This is a genomic window from uncultured Shewanella sp. (genome assembly GCF_947501665.1).
Classification (GTDB): domain Bacteria; phylum Pseudomonadota; class Gammaproteobacteria; order Enterobacterales; family Shewanellaceae; genus Shewanella.
The window spans coordinates 84,544-101,121 of record NZ_CANMWS010000008.1; the positions used below are offsets into that span (position 1 = coordinate 84,544).

Sequence of the window (16,578 nt, forward strand, 5' to 3'; positions counted from 1 at the left end):
TTTTTATTATTTGTTAAAGTTTTGCATTTTTGATTAATACTCTGTATAACAGCCTCCTTGAATTTTTCTCCTCATATTAAAAAATAAGCACTATGTCATTATCATAATCTCTTTTTAAAGTACCTCTTTTCTCACTTATGCTTCTTCTTAGCAGTATTCAATTCGCTTACGCAGATATTGAACGCTCCGGTGACATTATTCATTTACTGCTGCCAAGTGCGACCTTAAGCGCAACTTTTCTTTACGAGGATGATCACCAAGGCAGCTTACAACTTATAAAAAGTGTTGGCGTTTCAAGGCTCAGTGTTGAGGCGCTCAAGTTTAGCGTTGATAAAATGCGACCAGATGGTTCTAGTGATGATTCTTTTCCATCAGGACATACTGCCGATACCTTCGCCACCGCAACCTTTATTCAGCAACGTTATGGATGGAAATGGGCCATACCCGCCTATGCGGCAGCCAGTTTTGTCGGCTATAGCCGAATAAACAGCGACCAACATTACGTTGAAGATGTGTTAGCTGGCGCCGCAATAGGGATCTTAAGTGCATGGTATTTCACCGAACCTTATCAAGGGATAAAAATTACACCTATTGCTACAGGAAAATACTATGGCGTCAATATAAACTACGCTTTCTAAGTTAAAATCCACATGTAAAATGAGAAGCAGCTACGCTTAATATCAAGGTTCATCTGCCCTCTCATCATCATGGAATATATCGAACTGGCGAGTAAAAATGGCATTTCCTCTTTCATCACGAGACAATCAAAAGGGGAAATAAAACAAGCCCTAGGCATATACTCCCTTCCATATCCTGTTTCCAGATTACAGTTTCGTGATTTTGAATCTGGGCAATATTTTGATTGGCACCCCGCCCCACAAGCCCAGTTTATCTTTTACCTCGAAGGCCAAGTCGACATCACAGCAAGCGATGGTACAAAAAAAACCTTTAAAGCAGGTGACATACTATTTGCCAATGACACTCAAGGAAAAGGCCATATCACTCATACTCTCAGCAAAGGAAGAGCTGTCATTGTTGTTGTAAATTCAATACCAGCCTAATAACAGTTTATCTTTAACATTGAGGGGCGTAAAATTGGCTCAACATATCTCATCAACTAAGTTACTTACTCATGGCCGAATTAGATACTCCTCTCACACCCGCTTACCTTAAGCAAGTTGAAACCGTATCACTCAATGTCTGTAATAGTGTCATGCCAATGACACAGCTTCCAGAAAACCTGTTTGAAGCCTATGCCAATCTATGCAATGAGCTCATTGAAGACAAGGAGAATAAATTCTCAACAACATGGAATAATCTCCCTAGCAGCGCTAAAAAGCTGTTACCGCAAGCTGATTTTCATGGATTTTATATTGCTAACGCTTGGTTCCAACTCAGCCGCGTTGCTCAAGACATAGCCGACATGGCCGACTCAGATGATGCTATCAATGAAAAAGAATATGATGGAATTTTTACCCGCTTATCTGACAGTGCATTAAAAGAAAGTAGCCGAAAACTCAAAAAAGCCCGTACTGATAGGGCGATGCTTAATAGCATCAAACAAGTTATCGCAGGATAATTCTCCTACCAATAACCCAAACAAAAAAGCCACTCCATAAAAATGGAGTGGCTTTTTCTTTTATCCATTAAAACAGGATATGATTAGAACGAAGTACGCTTATAACGGCGATACTCAGGAGTCCAAAAGTTTTTCTCAATTAATTTTTGAATGAGATCGTCAGACGTCGGCAGTGCATGACCTTGCTCTATTGCCACTTTTGCCACTGCAAAAGCAATATGCTTACTGACGGCATGAATTTCTTCAAGACTAGGCAATAATGGACCTTCACCATTTATCGCAAGTGGCGAACATTCAGCTAAAGCCCGACTTGATGCCATCAACATTTCATTACTCACACGTTTTGCACCCGCAGCTAATACTCCTAAACCAATACCAGGGAAAATATAACTGTTATTACACTGAGCAATCTCATAAGTCGTCCCGTTAACCACAACAGGTTCAAATGGGCTACCGGTTGCGACTAAAGCTTGCCCTTTCGTCCAATGCAGCACATCTTTTGGTGTCGCTTCAACACGGCTCGTAGGATTCGATAAAGGAAACACAATCGGACGCTCACAATGACTGTGCATCGCTTTAATAATTTGTTCGCTAAACAAACCAGGCGCACCTGACACACCAATAAGCACTGTTGGTTTACCGTTATTCACGACATCTAATAATGAGATATGGCCACTATCCGTTTGCCAATTCGATACATTACCTGCTTTTTGTGCCAGTGGTTGCTGGAAAGGCAATAGGTTTGGCATGCTGTCCACTAGCATCCCCCAACGATCCACCATAAAGACTTGTGAGCGCGCTTGCTCAATACTAATACCTTCCGCGACCATCTGAGCCACAATCGCTTCGGCGATACCGCAACCTGCTGAGCCAGCTCCAAGAAAAGCGACTCTTTGCTCACTTAATTGGCTATTTGCCGCTTTACAAGCCGCCAATAAAGAGCCCACAGTAACAGCTGCAGTACCTTGAATATCATCATTAAAACAACAATACTTATCTTTATAACGCTCAAGTAATGGCATCGCATTTTTTTGCGCAAAATCTTCAAACTGAATAAGCGCATCAGGCCAGCGACGATGAACCGCTTCCATGAAAGCCTCAACAAACTCAGTATATTCTTCCCCACCAATGCGAGGATGACGAGATCCCATATACATAGGGTCGTCCAATAACTGTGGGTTATCCGTTCCCACATCTAACGTAATCGGTAAAGTGTATGCTGGGCTAATTCCACCACAACTGGTATAAAGAGAAAGCTTACCAATGGGGATCCCCATGCCTCCAATGCCTTGATCGCCTAATCCTAAAATACGCTCCCCATCTGTCACGACAATCACTTTGACTTTCTGACGAGTCGAATTATTCAATACATCATCAATACGATCTTTATTGGAGTAAGAAATAAATAACCCCCGGTTACGGCGATAGTTTTTAGAAAAACGTTCGCACGCAGAACCCACCGTTGGCGTATAAATAATCGGCATCATTTCAGTAATGTGATTCTGTAATAACCGATAATATAAGGTTTCATTAGTATCTTGGATATTGCGTAAATAAATGTGCTTATCAAGATCATTGGTAAAGTTTTTATACTGGGCATAAGCACGAGAAGCTTGTTCTTCAATGGTTTCAATAACGCTAGGTAATAACCCCTCTAAATTAAAGAAAATCCGTTCTTCATTGGTAAATGCACTGCCTTTATTAATCAAGGGCGCTTCAAGAATTGCAGGACCTGCAAAAGGAAGATAGAGCGGGCGTTTATTATCGTCCATTGGAAACCTTTTTAAATATTACCGTTAAATACATAACACTTCATTATAGATGATTTAAGGCGATCGTTAGCTCTAAGCCAAGACCAAATACTCTATAACACTTTTTATTTGAAATATGACATCATCATCGTTATACACTTCAATATGATAACAAGGTCAAACAGTCTATCGCATCGTAAAATGAGTCATTTTTTAATACTCTTAGATTATCATGAAATCGACACTTTGTTGCCTTTTATTGAGTCTATATGGGTACTTTTTTTTTGAAACTACTTGTTTTAATTACTCAAAACATATCTTAAATAGACAAACAAAAGAAACAAAAAAAGCACGTTTAACCGTGCTTATTAAACTTTTATTAAATGTGTTTACATTCCGCGGTGTTTAACTGAAAGACCTGCAAGAAAGTTACGTAAGACTTGATCACCACAAGTTTTATAATGTTTATGTCCAGGCTTTCGAAACAAAGCACCTAATTCAGATTTAGACATTCTAAATTCCGCTAAACTTAATAACGCAATGATGTCATCTTCTTTAAGTTCCAATGCGACCCGCAATTTTTTAAAAATCAAATTATTCGTTAGCTGTGACACAGGCGCAGGCACTTCACTGCCTTCCCTTAATCCCCTCTTTTCAATGACTAGCCCATCAAGAAATAAACAAAACGTCTTATCATTACAAGCCTTATAGCCTTCTTCAGACTCTTTTTTTAGCATGTTAATAAGAACATCTGTTGCCATCTCATGATTGGCTTTAGCAAAAATTTTAATCATTTTTGCATTACTGTAATCAAACACAAAACGTATTCGACGTAAAATATCATTGTTAGTCATAATTTTTTATCTTTTGGTATAGGAAGGCGCGGCTGCGCTTTCATGCGCCAATATTGTAATACATACACCTAAAATCAACAAAAATACCTTAAACGGGCGTTGCAACAATAATACTTGATGGAACATTTGTTTCAATCACTCTCGTTAATGTGAAACCACTACTTTCAAGTAAACGTTGAAACTCCAATTTCGTCCGTTGTTTCGCACTGAGATAAATCATCATTTCGATATCTCGAATCTTTGCACGTGCACCTGAATTATCATTAGCCAATACCGCTTCAACAATAAAGAGCTTACTTTTTAAAGACATTTTCGCTCGGCAGTTTTTTAAAATAATACGCGCTTTCTCATCATTCCAATTATGAATAACTTTTCGCATTATATATGCATCACCAAGCGGTACAGATTTAAAGAAATCAATAGGAATAAACTCACAACGCGCACCCAACGCTTTAAATTCAAGCCTTTTTTGTGCTCTTAAGACCGTGCTTTCATTATCCGCGACAATGCCTTTAAGTTTTGGATGTTTAACTAATAACTCTGATAACAACTCACCTTCACCGGCCCCAATATCCACCAAGGTTTCAATACCAGAACAATCCAAATGTTCAACAATTCCAGCTAAATCAACATTGGTTAAGTTAGTCATAGCCGCGCCAAACAGTGCCGCATCATTAATGTTGTTATCTAAGAAATCATATAGGTTATTCTCAAAAATAGTTTCAAATGGTGTTTCGCCTGTTTTTATAGCATCAAATAAAGCCCCTTGAGGCTTCCAGCCTAAGTTACTGGCATTTAAAATTGCAATATGATGCAACCCATTTTGATTGTCTATTTGTAATAACTCAGACATTGGACTTAATTCAAATTTTCCTTGCATATTTTGCCTAAAGACATCAAAAGCGACCAATGTTCTCATCGCTCTATAAAGAAAAGGCGCATTAGCATCTATCGCTGTAGCAAGCTCGCTTGCCGACATGGGTTTTTGCTTTAATAAATCAGCTACCCCCAATTTAGCAACGACGCCAATCAATTGAGCCACAATTGACACTAATGTAAAATCTAACAACTGCTCTTTGGGGGTATCACGATGTAAGAAGTTATCAATAGACATAATATTATTCTTTTATCATAAACATACCTAAATTCTAGTGCTGATATTCAGAACATCAAGAAATGAAACAAATAAGCTTTTGGCACCTTTACCCATAAAGTATGCCAATCTGACTTTATTAAAATAAACTTAACTTATTGAATAAACTTCCAATAGATAAATAATATTGAAAAACTCACAAAATAAACAATGCCTAACCAAGACCATAGTTTCATCACTGGCCCATATCTGTCTTCAGGAGATAACTGTTCAGAGAGCATTAACCTAAAATTGAGCGCGGCATACACGACTGTCGTAATAAAAGCCAATATCATGACAAACTCTAACAAAGGTAATAACGACCCTTGAAAAAACAAAATAATGAATAAGCTCAATACACTCATCGATATCATAATGCGTGTTAACCCTACTATTTTATAATTATCTTTAGAATGATGCGTCAATAGTGCCCAACTTTCAGCCAAACTTCGGCTATAGCCATCAATGACGGTGACTGTCGTACTGAAAATACATAATAACGCTACAACACCAATAAGATAACGACTTTCTCCTCCCATAACATCACTGTATAACTCTATCAATTGATTAGCAAATAATCCCCCTGAATCAGAAAAATGTTCATTGGTACCGTACATCACTGATGCACCTAAAGATAAAAAAACTAATGCTAAAATAATGGTAAGAACATAGCCTACGTTAAAGTCGATTAAGGCTTGCTTTTTACTAATCGGCATTTGTTTTTGCTTTTCAATCAGCCATAGAGAATTCCAAACACTGACCTCGATAGGCGCGGGCATCCATCCCATCATCGCCACTAAGAAACCAATATTTGCCCATTGCCAAGGAGAAACTGACACAAAATCACTATTTATCACCGAAGGAATATTCAATGCCAATGCGGCTGCAGTTAATGTCGTTAACGTGAGTGCAAACATGATAAACTTGCTTAGCCTGTCGAGCAGACGATAATGGCCTAAAATGATTAATGCTAAACTTGAAATAAGTACAATCAGGGCCAAAATATCAATCGATAAAGGCACAAATAAAGTCAACATCGCGGCTGTGAGCATGCTCACACCCGCCGTACTGGCTACCGCTGCAATCGCATTAAGTAAAGTAAATAAAACAAGATAGCCTCGCCCTTGATTATAATAACCTTGCAGTAAACTTTCTCCGGTAGCAACGGTATACCGAGCGCCTGCGGCAAAAAAAGGATATTTGATCACATTAACCGCTAAAATAACCCAAGCCAATTGCCAGCCAAATTCTGCACCCGCCCGCGTTGATGCCACCAAATGTGACGCCCCAATGGCTGCAGCGGCCATTAATAACCCCGGCCCCATTGCTTTGAACAAGCGAAAAAAGCCCTTACCTGTCGCGTTATTCGTTATCTCTAACATTTCTTTCATACACTACCTTAGCTAACAAGTGAGTATTTAGTGACAAAAACAGCATAATCCCTAAAAAGTTGGCATTAGCAATACCACAAAATTTATTTTGATAAAAATGTTTTGAAAGAAATCTATCAACTTTTCACCAGAAAATAACGGAACCAATGACATTAAAACCCTCTTTCATATATATAAAATAATCATTAAATATCAAACATTAAAATAAAAACACAACATCATACTTAATCATTTTTCGACTCATTATTTAATGCCCTTACTTTGTGAGAACACAAAAAGGTTTCATGTTTTTCATTAACAATTGTTTGACATTATTTATTTAGTATTTAAATTGTTATTCGTTTGTTGTTAATTTGAGCGGTCAAAGTTTAGCGATTTAATTTAGCTGTCGCTTATTTTTATTTAAGTTGGCATCAGCTGAGCGATATGACTGCGTGATTTAACTTTTAAAAATAATAATGATAAAGGATTATGATGAAAAAACCTCACCTATGGCCCAGCCTATGCGCGCTGGCAGTCTCAAGCGTTTTATCACCCATCGCTTTTGCCGCAGAAAATGACACTCGCTTAAAAGAAGAAGAGCCTCTGGAACATATCTCTGTCACAGGCTCACATATTAAACGCACTGATTTAGAAGGTGCGTCCCCCATGACAGTGCTAACAGATGAAGACATTGCCCGCTCTGGGGCCCAAGATATGTCACAACTATTAAGTAAACTCCCTATTGCAGGTGCAGGCACTTTCGCCACCCAAGGCAATAACTCTGATGATACCGCCAATGGCGGGGCCGCAATTTCATTACGTGGACTAGGTGCTGATGCAACACTGGTCCTTCTCAATGGTCGCCGTGTTGCCGTGTCCTCTTTTGCAAAAAATATCGATACCTCCTTCGTTGATATTAATGCCATTCCTATGTCAGCCGTTGAACGAGTGGATATTGTTAAGGACGGTGCTTCTGCCACATATGGATCTGACGCCATTGCCGGTGTCGTCAATATCATATTGAAGAAAGATTTTGAAGGGTTTGAAATCAATGCTAAAGCCGGTGACACTGTTGAAGATGGCGGCGGTCAAACCTCGGCCTCCATTCTATGGGGTAGCCATGCAGAAAAATCCCACACCAGTATTATTTTAAATTATTTCCATGAAAATGAAACATCACTTGCCGATAGAAGCTACTCTAAATCGGCTAACCAAACCGCTCGAGGCGGCAGTGATTCTCGATCTTCAATGGGCAACCCCGGCAGTTATATTCCAGCGGACATTGGCAGTGATGGCTCAATTACCACATTATCAGATGAATATAGTTGGCAGCCCGACACAAACTGTCCCGCAGATAGTAATGACGGTACCTTCTGTCGTTATGACTATGCCCCATTTATGACCTCCACCCCAGAAACGACACGAGTCGGTTTATCGGTTTTTCATGACTATTACATCAATGACGATATCACCTTATTTGCCGAAATGATGTATCAACATAACGAAAGTACTGTTTATGGTGCCGGTAGCCCTTCCAATGCAGAATTGTATATGCTTGCCGACAACCCAAACTATAACTCAGCAAATAACCCTTATGCATCTTCAGGGGAAGACTTAACCATGCGTCGCCGCGTCACCGAGACCGGGGGGCGTAAAAAAGAAGCCGAATCTGACAGTGCCCGTTTAGTCATGGGTCTTGATGGCATGCTGGGCGAATGGGATTGGGAATTAGCCTACACTTATTCCTATAATCGTAATTATGAATTTGGCCAAAATGGTTATGTATGGACCTCAGTCCTACAAGATGAAATTAATTCGGGGAATTTCAACCCCTTTTCCACTACACAAACTGCTGCAGTACTTGATGAGATTTCAGTAAACACCACTCGTAATGCAAAATCCACCACGTCCGCTTTTGATGGCACCATAGCAGGAGAGATTTTTGAGCTTCCAGCAGGTCATGTCGGTATGGCTGTGGGATTTGAATACCGTGAAGAAGATTTATCTGATAGTCCCGATGAGCTTTTTTTACGGGGTGAAATTTTTGGTACCGAAGCCACCGAAGCCTACGGAAATCGAGATCAAACATCAGTCTTTTTAGAGTTTGCTGTCCCCGTTTTTGATACCTTAGAAGCACAACTCGCTGGACGCTACGAAAACTATAGTGATTTTGGTACCACTACCAGCCCCAAAATTGCCCTATTATACACGCCATTAGATACTCTCACATTCAGAGCAAGTTGGGCCGAAGGCTTTAGAGCTCCCTCACTGGTTCAGCTAGGACTCGGCGCCAGTCAAGAATCACCAGAACTCATTGATACACAGCGCTGTGCTGTTACCAATGCAGCTGAAGATTGTACTGCTCAAGAAAAAACAGTTAATTTCTCAGGTAACCCTGATTTAAAAGCTGAAGAGTCGACCTCCTATAATGTGGGCGGTGTTTGGGAAATTATTGATAACCTCAGTGTAGGCGTGGATTATTGGTATTATAAAGTCGATGGTTTGATTGATTCTGATCCACAATATGTGATTAATACTCAAGGCAACGATTCATCGGTTGTGGTTCGAGAAGCCTCATCAGGTGGGATCCCAGGCCGTATTATTCGTGTCTACGATCAATTTGACAACCTCAATGAGCAAACCACAGACGGTATTGATTTTGATGTGCAATACATGTTCGATACAGGTAATTATGGTGAATTTGGTCTGAGTTACAACCTCACTTGGGTACATGAATTTGAGCAAGTACGTGCTGATGGATCTGTGGTTGAGTTAAAGGGACGTTACGAGCATCCAGAATATCGCTGGACAGGGGGGCTTAATTGGGCCATTAATGATTGGCAAGCCACTACTCGTTTAAATTACATCAGTGAAGTCTCTTACACCGAAGAGCAAAACACTGAAGGTGATATTGATGCCATGACAACCGTTGATTTCAATGTTACCTATATCGGGTTTGATCATTGGTCACTCACCATGGGGGCGAACAACGTCTTCAATGAAGACCCACCATTTAGCAAGGTTGACTTCATGGGTTACGATCAAAATACTTATTCGGCTATTGGGGCCTTTTGGTACGCATCCGCCACTTACCGTTTTTAAGTAAACTTGATTACACTTTTTAAGTCATTGATATAAAACTTAATGTTTAGCTAGCGACAAAGCAGTCGCTAGCTAAACATTTTTATAAAATAAGGAAATACAATGATCACTCTCTATGGAGCGCCTCGAACCCGCTCGACTCGCGTTTCTTGGTTACTTGAAGAATTAGGCCTCCCTTGGCAATATCAGTATATTAACTTTGCAAAAGGAGACAGCCAACAACCTGATTTCTTGGCAATCAGTCCAAGTGGAAAAATCCCAATCCTCATCGATGAAAATCAATCAACAACAGATACCCCCATTACCTTATCTGAATCTGCTGCCATCTGTACTTATTTAGTTGAAACATACAATATTGAATCAGAGACGCCTCTTTTCATCCCCAAAAAAGGCACCCCAAATTCAGCTTTATATCATCAATGGTTCAGTTTCATTATCTGTGAAATAGAACAACCTTTGTGGACCTTAGCCAAACACAAATTTGCATTGCCCAAGGCGATTAGGCAAGAAAACATGCAAACAGTGGCCATTTGGGAATTTGATAAAGCTGCTGCTGTTGCTGAATCTTGGGTTCCAGAACAAGATTATCTATTAGGAGATACCTTAAGCATCATTGATATTCTTCTCACCCACACATTGCAATGGGCAACAAAATCTGGCTTCACGATCCCCTCAAAATTAGCCCAATATCGCGATAGACTCTCGACTCGTCCCGCACTGGCTCGTGCACTGAAAAAAGAAGAAACTACCGCAACAAAGGTTGCATAAAAACAATATAAATCAGATAAATAGATCGCAAAGTCGTCGATCTATTACGCCCCACTATACTTCACCTAAACCATTAAGATGAATACATACAAAATAAAAACACTTTTCAAACGGCTTACCCTCACCGCTCTTCCAAAATAAACACAAATAAGTAACAAACAAGATTTATTACAATCTTTTCGTACGTTAACAAATTTAAATAAAAATAATTTAAATCAATTAACTAAGTAAACACAGCATTCTGCTTTCTCATTAGTTCCCCTAATTTTCATATTGATCTAAATTAATCTAGTCTTTATACAAGGTTCATCTATTAATGCTAAACCCGTTTTTGTCATTATGAAGGATGGCCGTTATATGCGATTATTACCTTATTCTATTTTGTGCACGATTTTAAGCACTGCTGCGTTCGTCAGTTTTTCCAGCTTTGCCAATGTCTCAGATATGAAACACCCTAAAGACACCACTATCGAAAGCAGCAATCCATCGCATCCACAAAAGTCCCTTGCTCGAGTGGGTGTGCGTCCCTTTTATTTATTAAGCCAACTAGATGATCCTAAGCTTAAGAGTAAACTGGCTCAATGCAGCAATAAACCTTTTTATCGTACTGAATTTGCCTTGGGACACAGAGGGGCTTCAATGCAATTTCCCGAGCACAGTAAAGAATCTTATCAAGCCGCGATTAATTCAGGGGCCGGCATCGTTGAATGTGATGTCACTTTTACAGCCGATAAACAATTAGTTTGCCGCCATTCTCAATGTGATTTAGCATCCACAACTAACATATTGGCCAACCCAACGCTAGCCAATAAATGCACTCAACCTTTCACTCCCGCCGATCCCGTGACAGGAACCCCCGCGGCAGCCACATGCTGTACCAGTGACATTACACTGGCAGAATTTAAGAGTTTATGTGCGAAGATGGATGGTACAAACCCTGATGCCACGACAGCGGAAGCATTTATGGATGGTACACCAGAGTGGCGCACCGACCTTTATGCCAGTTGTGCAACCGTCATGACCCATAAAGAAAGCATTGATATGTTCAAAAAAGCAGGCGTCAAAATGGTCCCTGAGCTGAAAGAACCCAGTGTTACCATGCCCTTTGATGGTTATACACAAGCACAATATGCTCAACAAATGTTAGATGAGTATACCGAAGCCGGTGTTGATCCTTCTCAAGTTTTTGCTCAATCTTTTAACCTTGATGACATCAAATATTGGATAGCGAATGATCCTAAATTTGCCAAACAAGCTGTTTTTCTTGATGATCGTTATGATACGGCCAATTTAGACCCTAACGATGCAACAACGTGGACGCCAACCATGGAAGAACTTAAAGACTCTGGCGTTAAAATTATTGCTCCACCACTTTGGGTGCTAGTCACCCTTGATGACAATAACAAGATTATTCCTTCTGCCTATGCAAAAGCGGCGAAAGAAGCAGGCCTTGATATTATCGCTTGGTCTTTAGAACGTTCAGGCCCACTGACAACAGATAATGGTGGCTGGTATTATCAAAGTATTAGTAAAGCCATTACCAATGATGGAGATACACTGAAGCTACTTGATGTACTTGCACAAGATGTGGGCGTCATAGGCGTATTTTCTGATTGGCCCGCAACCGTTGTTTACTATGCTAATTGCATGAACCTGCCCAGTAAACAAGGCAATAAAGCACCCAATGATACTGAAAGTTTAATCGGTATCAAAAATAAATAATCTGAGTCTAGATTAAAAAGTGTGTAATTTTATGATTACACACTTTTTTAACCATCATAGTACACAGCATACTAAATTTGCGTCGCCGCCCACTTGGCTCGACTGTCAGGGCTTTCTTTTAACCCTTCTTTTTCTCTAAAAATTTTATAAGATTCCATGGATAATGGCACCAAAGTGACATCCACTTCCTGCATTAATTTACATTCTTTTTTGATCCGCCAAGCCGAAGTATTATAAAGCTCACTAAACGGTAATGCGCCTAAAAACTCAGAGTTATATTGAGCATATAGCGCTTGAGTCGGATACACCACAAAACTTAAACGTCGTTTAGGTTCTTTTTCAAAGAGTGCTTCAATACCATCACAAGTATTAAGTACTTGCATTTCAATGGTCTCATCGATTGCTAATAATTTTTTTTGCACTGGGATAGAAACGGGCTTCTCACCCGACTCCCACGCAATCACATCAGCTTCGGATATCTTACCCAATTCAGCAACTTGAGCAGTGCTTAATGCCAGTGAAAGACGGAGATATTGCATTTCTAAGGCATTATAGCCTACATCTTTAGCCATGATTTATGTTCCAATGATTATTCGTTTCTTTTAATAATTAAGCTTTTTTAGTCTGCTTCTTGTAGCCACACTTCCTCGGCCCATTGCCAAAAAGATTCCCAACTATCTTCCTGTATTTCTCCTTCACTCCAAAGCATCACTTGGCTTTCTTGATCAATACAAAAAAATCGGTCGCCTTGCTGACAAATCGCAATGAACTCCCTTGGCATGCCAATAGACCAAGCATAGCTTGTGACTTCAGGCAAATAAGTGTGAGAATGAGGATCGCTCACAGTCACAGGCTCTAAATACCCATAAATAACATCACTGGCATAAAGCAAATATTCTTTTAAATCCATAGGCAAAGGGATTAAAATTTGTTCTTCTACTTCCACTAGTTGCTCAAACGTTGGCAGCTCTAATGGCACTGGCACTGATTCACTTACACTTTGCAATTGCTCAATGATTTCGTTCATTCTGTTGTATCAACTATCGGCAATAAATTTAACCAAGAGTATACCACTAGGCCGCCGCTACGGGTAATAACCGCCCATCACTTAATTTTTTATAATTTAGCCAGGCTCTTTGATACAACTTAAAAGATTCCTGCCTCAAACGAGTCACTTGAGCCAATTCAATTTCAGATAAATCTCGCTGGTTATGCTTCGCTTTCGCTTGAATACTCTGGATCTTTTGATAAGTTTCATGCTCTGCTCCACTTTTAATCTGCGCAATTTGTGAAAGGTGAAGTTGTACTTCACAGATCATGTTTGAATGAGGTAATTTTACCAATAAATTAAGATCCCTATAGCCTGAATCTTTTGGCGCTGCAAACCGATTTTTGATTCGAACAACTTCAACCTGAGCAGTTAACGCTTCATAGGCCCTCACCAATCCATTGACATTATCCGCCACTAAACTGCCACGCACTAAATCCGTTATTTTACTGCTATCGCCATCAAACTTATTTTGAATTTTTTCATCGGCACGCTGGGCTGTTTTAAGAGGTGCAAAAATGGCTTGAGTTTGTGTCGTCGTACTGATGGTGCCTAGCAGTGTGTCTAAATCTTTTTTGGTATGAAAAGCTTGTTGATAGAGAAGTGATAAATCAGCACTTGATTGTGTAGCTGGGGTGAATTGTTGTGAGGGAAAACTGAGTAATTTGTCGAAATCAGTAACAGGCAAAGAAGAGACTGAAAACGGAATATTTTCCGTTTGCTCCCCTTTATCAAAATGGGGCGTTTGTGCAAATCCTGTGCGAGTCGATAATAAAAATAAGAAAATAAAAGACGTTCTAAATAATCTTTTCATAGCAATCCTTATGCAATAACGATATTAAAAATATAAGGACTCAAACAAAAAATTAAACCCTGCCTTTGAATTAAAATTCATTTATTCTTGGTTTAAATGCTCTTTACTATTGAAAAATATAAATAAAAAAACTATTAAATAAATTGTAAAGACCACTATAAAGTGGTCTTATCACTTTCTATGTCACCAAATTTTTACACGATTAGCGGGTGCGATATACATTTTATCGCCTTTTTTTACCCCATAAGTTTGATAAAATTCCGGCATATTTGAAAGTGCGCCAATACAGCGAAATTCTGCTGGAGAATGGGGATCAATTGCCGCATATTTACGCATGGTTGCTTCTTTTATTTTGGCTCGCCACACTTGTGCAAAACCAATAAAGAAACGTTGATCACCCGTTAAGCCATCAATCACAGGTGCTTGCTCTCCTTTTAAAGATTGCCGATACGCTTTGTAAGCAATAGTAAGACCTGATAAATCACCAATATTTTCCCCTAAGGTCAACTGACCATTGACATTTAACCCTTCAAAAATAGAATAACCATTATACTGGGCTATCAAAGCCTTTCCTCTTTGAGTAAACTGCGTTAAATCTTGCTCTGTCCACCAGTCTCTCATATTGCCTTGACCATCAAATTTGGCACCTTGATCGTCAAAACCATGGCCCATTTCATGCCCTATCACCGCGCCAATACCGCCATAATTAACCGCATCATCTGCCTTCATATTGAAAAAAGGGGGCTGTAGAATTGCAGCAGGAAAAACAATTTCATTCATCGAAGGATTATAATAAGCATTCACCGTTTGCGGTGTCATAAACCATTCCCACTTTCTAATGGGGCCACCTAATTTTGAAAGTTCATCTTGATGCTCAAATTCATGGGATCGAATACTATTTCCTACTAAATCATCAGATTTAATGGTTAGCGCATCATAATTTCTCCATTTATCGGGATAACCAATTTTAGACGTAAACAACATCAACTTTTCTTCTGCCGCCGCCTTGGTCGTCTCGCTCATCCAAGTTAAATCTTTGATGCTATCACCATAAGCGGTTTTTAAATTTTCTACCAATTCTTGCATGCGCGTTTTAGCCGCAGGAGAAAAATAACGCTTCACATAGACTTTACCGACAACCTCCCCCAATTGATCATTGACAATAGCGACCCCTCTCTTCCATCGAGGCTTTTGCGCCTCTTGCCCATTCAATATGGTGCCAAAAAAAGCAAAATGTTCATTGTCTAATGCTGTAGTTAAATCACCTGCCATATTCGACAAAAGTTGCCATTGAAGATAAGTCTTCCATGTCGGTAAATCGACTGTATTAATCAACTGATTGAAACCTTCAATGTAGCTAGGCTGATTGATCACCATATCAACCGCTTTGGGTACACCTATGGCCTTTAAATACACCTGCCAATTGATATTGGGTGCAAGCGTAGATAAATCAGATACTTTATATAAATTATAGATTTTTGTACTGTCTCGATTATCCACGACTCCCCAGTGATTTGATGCCAGTTTAGTTTCCAATGCCATCACTTTATCAGCATTATTTTTAGGCTCATCAAATCCAGCTAAGGTATACATATTCTCAATATGCTTCACAAATGCTTGGCGTATTTTAATAAATCTCGGTGCTGAATTAGTGTAATAATCCTTGTCCGGTAAACTTAAGCCCCCTTGCCAAAGAGAACTGACATATCGACTCGAATCTTTTGCATCGACATCCACATAAAAGTTCAGTGGACTCGAACTGCCAATAACCTGGCTGTGAGCAAAATATGCCATTAACTCATTTTTATTGCCAATTGCCGCTATCTTATCTAACTCTGCCTTTATCGGCATAATCCCTAATTGATTCAACCTATCAACATTCATAAAAGAACTATATAAATCAGCTACTTTCTGCTCATCACTGCCTTGTTTTAATCCTTCTTGCTTAGACAGTGATTCAATAATACCTTTTATATCTTCTTGGGATTTATCTCTCAGATCATAAAATGCACCAATACTGGTTTTATCACTTGGGATCCTAGCAGTTTTAATCCAATTCCCATTGACATAATTATAAAAATTATCTTGTGGGCGAACCGATAAATCAAAATTATCAAAATCGACACCTGAACTTAATACTTTTTGGATGGGCATGGCGCTATCAGTCTGGCTTACTTGTGTTTCTTTTGGTACGACTTTATCTGTATCACAAGCACTTACCCCGACAATCAAGGAAGCATATAAGCCTCCTAATACTATTTTTTTCATTGATATTCCTTAATCTAAAGTCAATTTATTCTATTGATGTATTAAGCCAAATATTCGTTCCATTCTTCAGCGAACTGAAAAACAAAGGATTCATCATTACCACATCACATTAAGCGTGTAAAAATGCATACCTCGCTTAAACCCCCTTCACATTAATGCCACTATTT

The 16,578-nt window shown here is 39.4% G+C and carries 14 protein-coding genes; 6 read left to right on the forward strand and 8 right to left on the reverse strand.

All coding sequences use genetic code 11. The features are described 5' to 3' along the window. The first annotated feature begins 137 nt into the window (after positions 1-137). From Q0976_RS07605 to Q0976_RS07615, 3 genes are all read left to right on the forward strand, one after another. The gene (locus tag Q0976_RS07605; protein WP_299492644.1) at positions 138-638 is read left to right on the forward strand and encodes a phosphatase PAP2 family protein; all 501 of its coding nucleotides are present in this window, start codon (positions 138-140) and stop codon (positions 636-638) included. Positions 639-707: 69 nt separating this feature from the next. Beyond that, complete coding sequence (locus tag Q0976_RS07610) at positions 708-1,061, forward strand: cupin domain-containing protein (RefSeq protein WP_299492646.1); 354 nt, start codon at positions 708-710, stop codon at positions 1,059-1,061. Between the two features lie 71 nt (positions 1,062-1,132). Continuing rightward, positions 1,133-1,579 carry a DUF3069 domain-containing protein gene (locus tag Q0976_RS07615; protein WP_299492648.1) on the forward strand — a complete coding sequence of 149 codons (447 nt, stop codon included), beginning with the start codon at positions 1,133-1,135 and terminating at the stop codon, positions 1,577-1,579. 83 nt (positions 1,580-1,662) lie between these two features. On the opposite strand, the gene Q0976_RS07620 is transcribed toward Q0976_RS07615, so the two are convergent. The 4 genes from Q0976_RS07620 to Q0976_RS07635 form a co-directional block, all read right to left on the reverse strand. Further along, positions 1,663-3,351 carry an NAD-dependent malic enzyme gene (locus Q0976_RS07620; RefSeq protein ID WP_299492650.1) on the reverse strand — a complete coding sequence of 563 codons (1,689 nt, stop codon included), beginning with the start codon at positions 3,349-3,351 and terminating at the stop codon, positions 1,663-1,665. A 368-nt stretch (positions 3,352-3,719) separates the two neighbouring features. Continuing rightward, positions 3,720-4,184, reverse strand: a complete 465-nt coding sequence (locus Q0976_RS07625) for a DUF1456 family protein (protein WP_299492652.1) — start codon at positions 4,182-4,184, stop codon at positions 3,720-3,722. Positions 4,185-4,272: 88 nt separating this feature from the next. Beyond that, a complete protein-coding gene (locus Q0976_RS07630; protein WP_299492654.1) occupies positions 4,273-5,298 on the reverse strand; it encodes a methyltransferase in 1,026 nt (341 codons plus the stop codon). Positions 5,299-5,432: 134 nt separating this feature from the next. Continuing rightward, positions 5,433-6,698, reverse strand: a complete 1,266-nt coding sequence (locus Q0976_RS07635) for an Nramp family divalent metal transporter (protein ID WP_299492800.1) — start codon at positions 6,696-6,698, stop codon at positions 5,433-5,435. 480 nt (positions 6,699-7,178) lie between these two features. On the opposite strand from Q0976_RS07635, the gene Q0976_RS07640 reads away from it, so the two are divergent. From Q0976_RS07640 to Q0976_RS07650, 3 genes are all read left to right on the forward strand, one after another. Then, positions 7,179-9,791, forward strand: coding sequence for a TonB-dependent receptor (locus Q0976_RS07640; protein ID WP_299492656.1), 2,613 nt, complete (start codon positions 7,179-7,181; stop codon positions 9,789-9,791). Between the two features lie 102 nt (positions 9,792-9,893). Beyond that, the gene (locus tag Q0976_RS07645; protein WP_299492658.1) at positions 9,894-10,559 is read left to right on the forward strand and encodes a glutathione S-transferase family protein; all 666 of its coding nucleotides are present in this window, start codon (positions 9,894-9,896) and stop codon (positions 10,557-10,559) included. A 444-nt stretch (positions 10,560-11,003) separates the two neighbouring features. Continuing rightward, positions 11,004-12,281 (forward strand): glycerophosphodiester phosphodiesterase family protein, encoded by a 1,278-nt coding sequence (locus tag Q0976_RS07650; protein WP_299492801.1) that lies wholly within the window; start codon positions 11,004-11,006, stop codon positions 12,279-12,281. A gap of 71 nt (positions 12,282-12,352) precedes the next feature. Here Q0976_RS07650 and Q0976_RS07655 read toward each other — a convergent pair whose 3' ends face one another. The 4 genes from Q0976_RS07655 to Q0976_RS07670 form a co-directional block, all read right to left on the reverse strand. Further along, the gene (locus Q0976_RS07655) at positions 12,353-12,853 is read right to left on the reverse strand and encodes a DUF4447 family protein (protein WP_299492659.1); all 501 of its coding nucleotides are present in this window, start codon (positions 12,851-12,853) and stop codon (positions 12,353-12,355) included. A gap of 47 nt (positions 12,854-12,900) precedes the next feature. Continuing rightward, complete coding sequence (locus tag Q0976_RS07660; protein ID WP_299492661.1) at positions 12,901-13,308, reverse strand: SMI1/KNR4 family protein; 408 nt, start codon at positions 13,306-13,308, stop codon at positions 12,901-12,903. 46 nt (positions 13,309-13,354) lie between these two features. Further along, on the reverse strand, positions 13,355-14,143 hold the full coding sequence (locus Q0976_RS07665; protein WP_299492663.1) for a RelA/SpoT domain-containing protein: 789 nt from the start codon (positions 14,141-14,143) through the stop codon (positions 13,355-13,357). A 183-nt stretch (positions 14,144-14,326) separates the two neighbouring features. Beyond that, positions 14,327-16,411 (reverse strand): M13 family metallopeptidase, encoded by a 2,085-nt coding sequence (locus tag Q0976_RS07670; RefSeq protein WP_299492665.1) that lies wholly within the window; start codon positions 16,409-16,411, stop codon positions 14,327-14,329. Positions 16,412-16,578: the final 167 nt, after the last annotated feature.

What these genes read in the sequence shown, in the direction of transcription:
- Q0976_RS07610 (WP_299492646.1), top strand. Translation starts at nt 708, where the DNA reads ATGGAATATATCGAACTGGCGAGTAAAAATGGCATTTCCTCTTTCATC.
- Q0976_RS07645 (WP_299492658.1), top strand. Translation starts at nt 9,894, where the DNA reads ATGATCACTCTCTATGGAGCGCCTCGAACCCGCTCGACTCGCGTTTCT.
- Q0976_RS07660 (WP_299492661.1), bottom strand. Translation starts at nt 13,308, where the DNA reads ATGAACGAAATCATTGAGCAATTGCAAAGTGTAAGTGAATCAGTGCCA.
- Q0976_RS07605 (WP_299492644.1), top strand. Translation starts at nt 138, where the DNA reads ATGCTTCTTCTTAGCAGTATTCAATTCGCTTACGCAGATATTGAACGC.
- Q0976_RS07640 (WP_299492656.1), top strand. Translation starts at nt 7,179, where the DNA reads ATGATGAAAAAACCTCACCTATGGCCCAGCCTATGCGCGCTGGCAGTC.
- Q0976_RS07630 (WP_299492654.1), bottom strand. Translation starts at nt 5,298, where the DNA reads ATGTCTATTGATAACTTCTTACATCGTGATACCCCCAAAGAGCAGTTG.
- Q0976_RS07650 (WP_299492801.1), top strand. Translation starts at nt 11,004, where the DNA reads ATGAAACACCCTAAAGACACCACTATCGAAAGCAGCAATCCATCGCAT.
- Q0976_RS07665 (WP_299492663.1), bottom strand. Translation starts at nt 14,143, where the DNA reads ATGAAAAGATTATTTAGAACGTCTTTTATTTTCTTATTTTTATTATCG.
- Q0976_RS07620 (WP_299492650.1), bottom strand. Translation starts at nt 3,351, where the DNA reads ATGGACGATAATAAACGCCCGCTCTATCTTCCTTTTGCAGGTCCTGCA.
- Q0976_RS07625 (WP_299492652.1), bottom strand. Translation starts at nt 4,184, where the DNA reads ATGACTAACAATGATATTTTACGTCGAATACGTTTTGTGTTTGATTAC.
- Q0976_RS07615 (WP_299492648.1), top strand. Translation starts at nt 1,133, where the DNA reads ATGGCCGAATTAGATACTCCTCTCACACCCGCTTACCTTAAGCAAGTT.
- Q0976_RS07670 (WP_299492665.1), bottom strand. Translation starts at nt 16,411, where the DNA reads ATGAAAAAAATAGTATTAGGAGGCTTATATGCTTCCTTGATTGTCGGG.
- Q0976_RS07655 (WP_299492659.1), bottom strand. Translation starts at nt 12,853, where the DNA reads ATGGCTAAAGATGTAGGCTATAATGCCTTAGAAATGCAATATCTCCGT.
- Q0976_RS07635 (WP_299492800.1), bottom strand. Translation starts at nt 6,698, where the DNA reads ATGTTAGAGATAACGAATAACGCGACAGGTAAGGGCTTTTTTCGCTTG.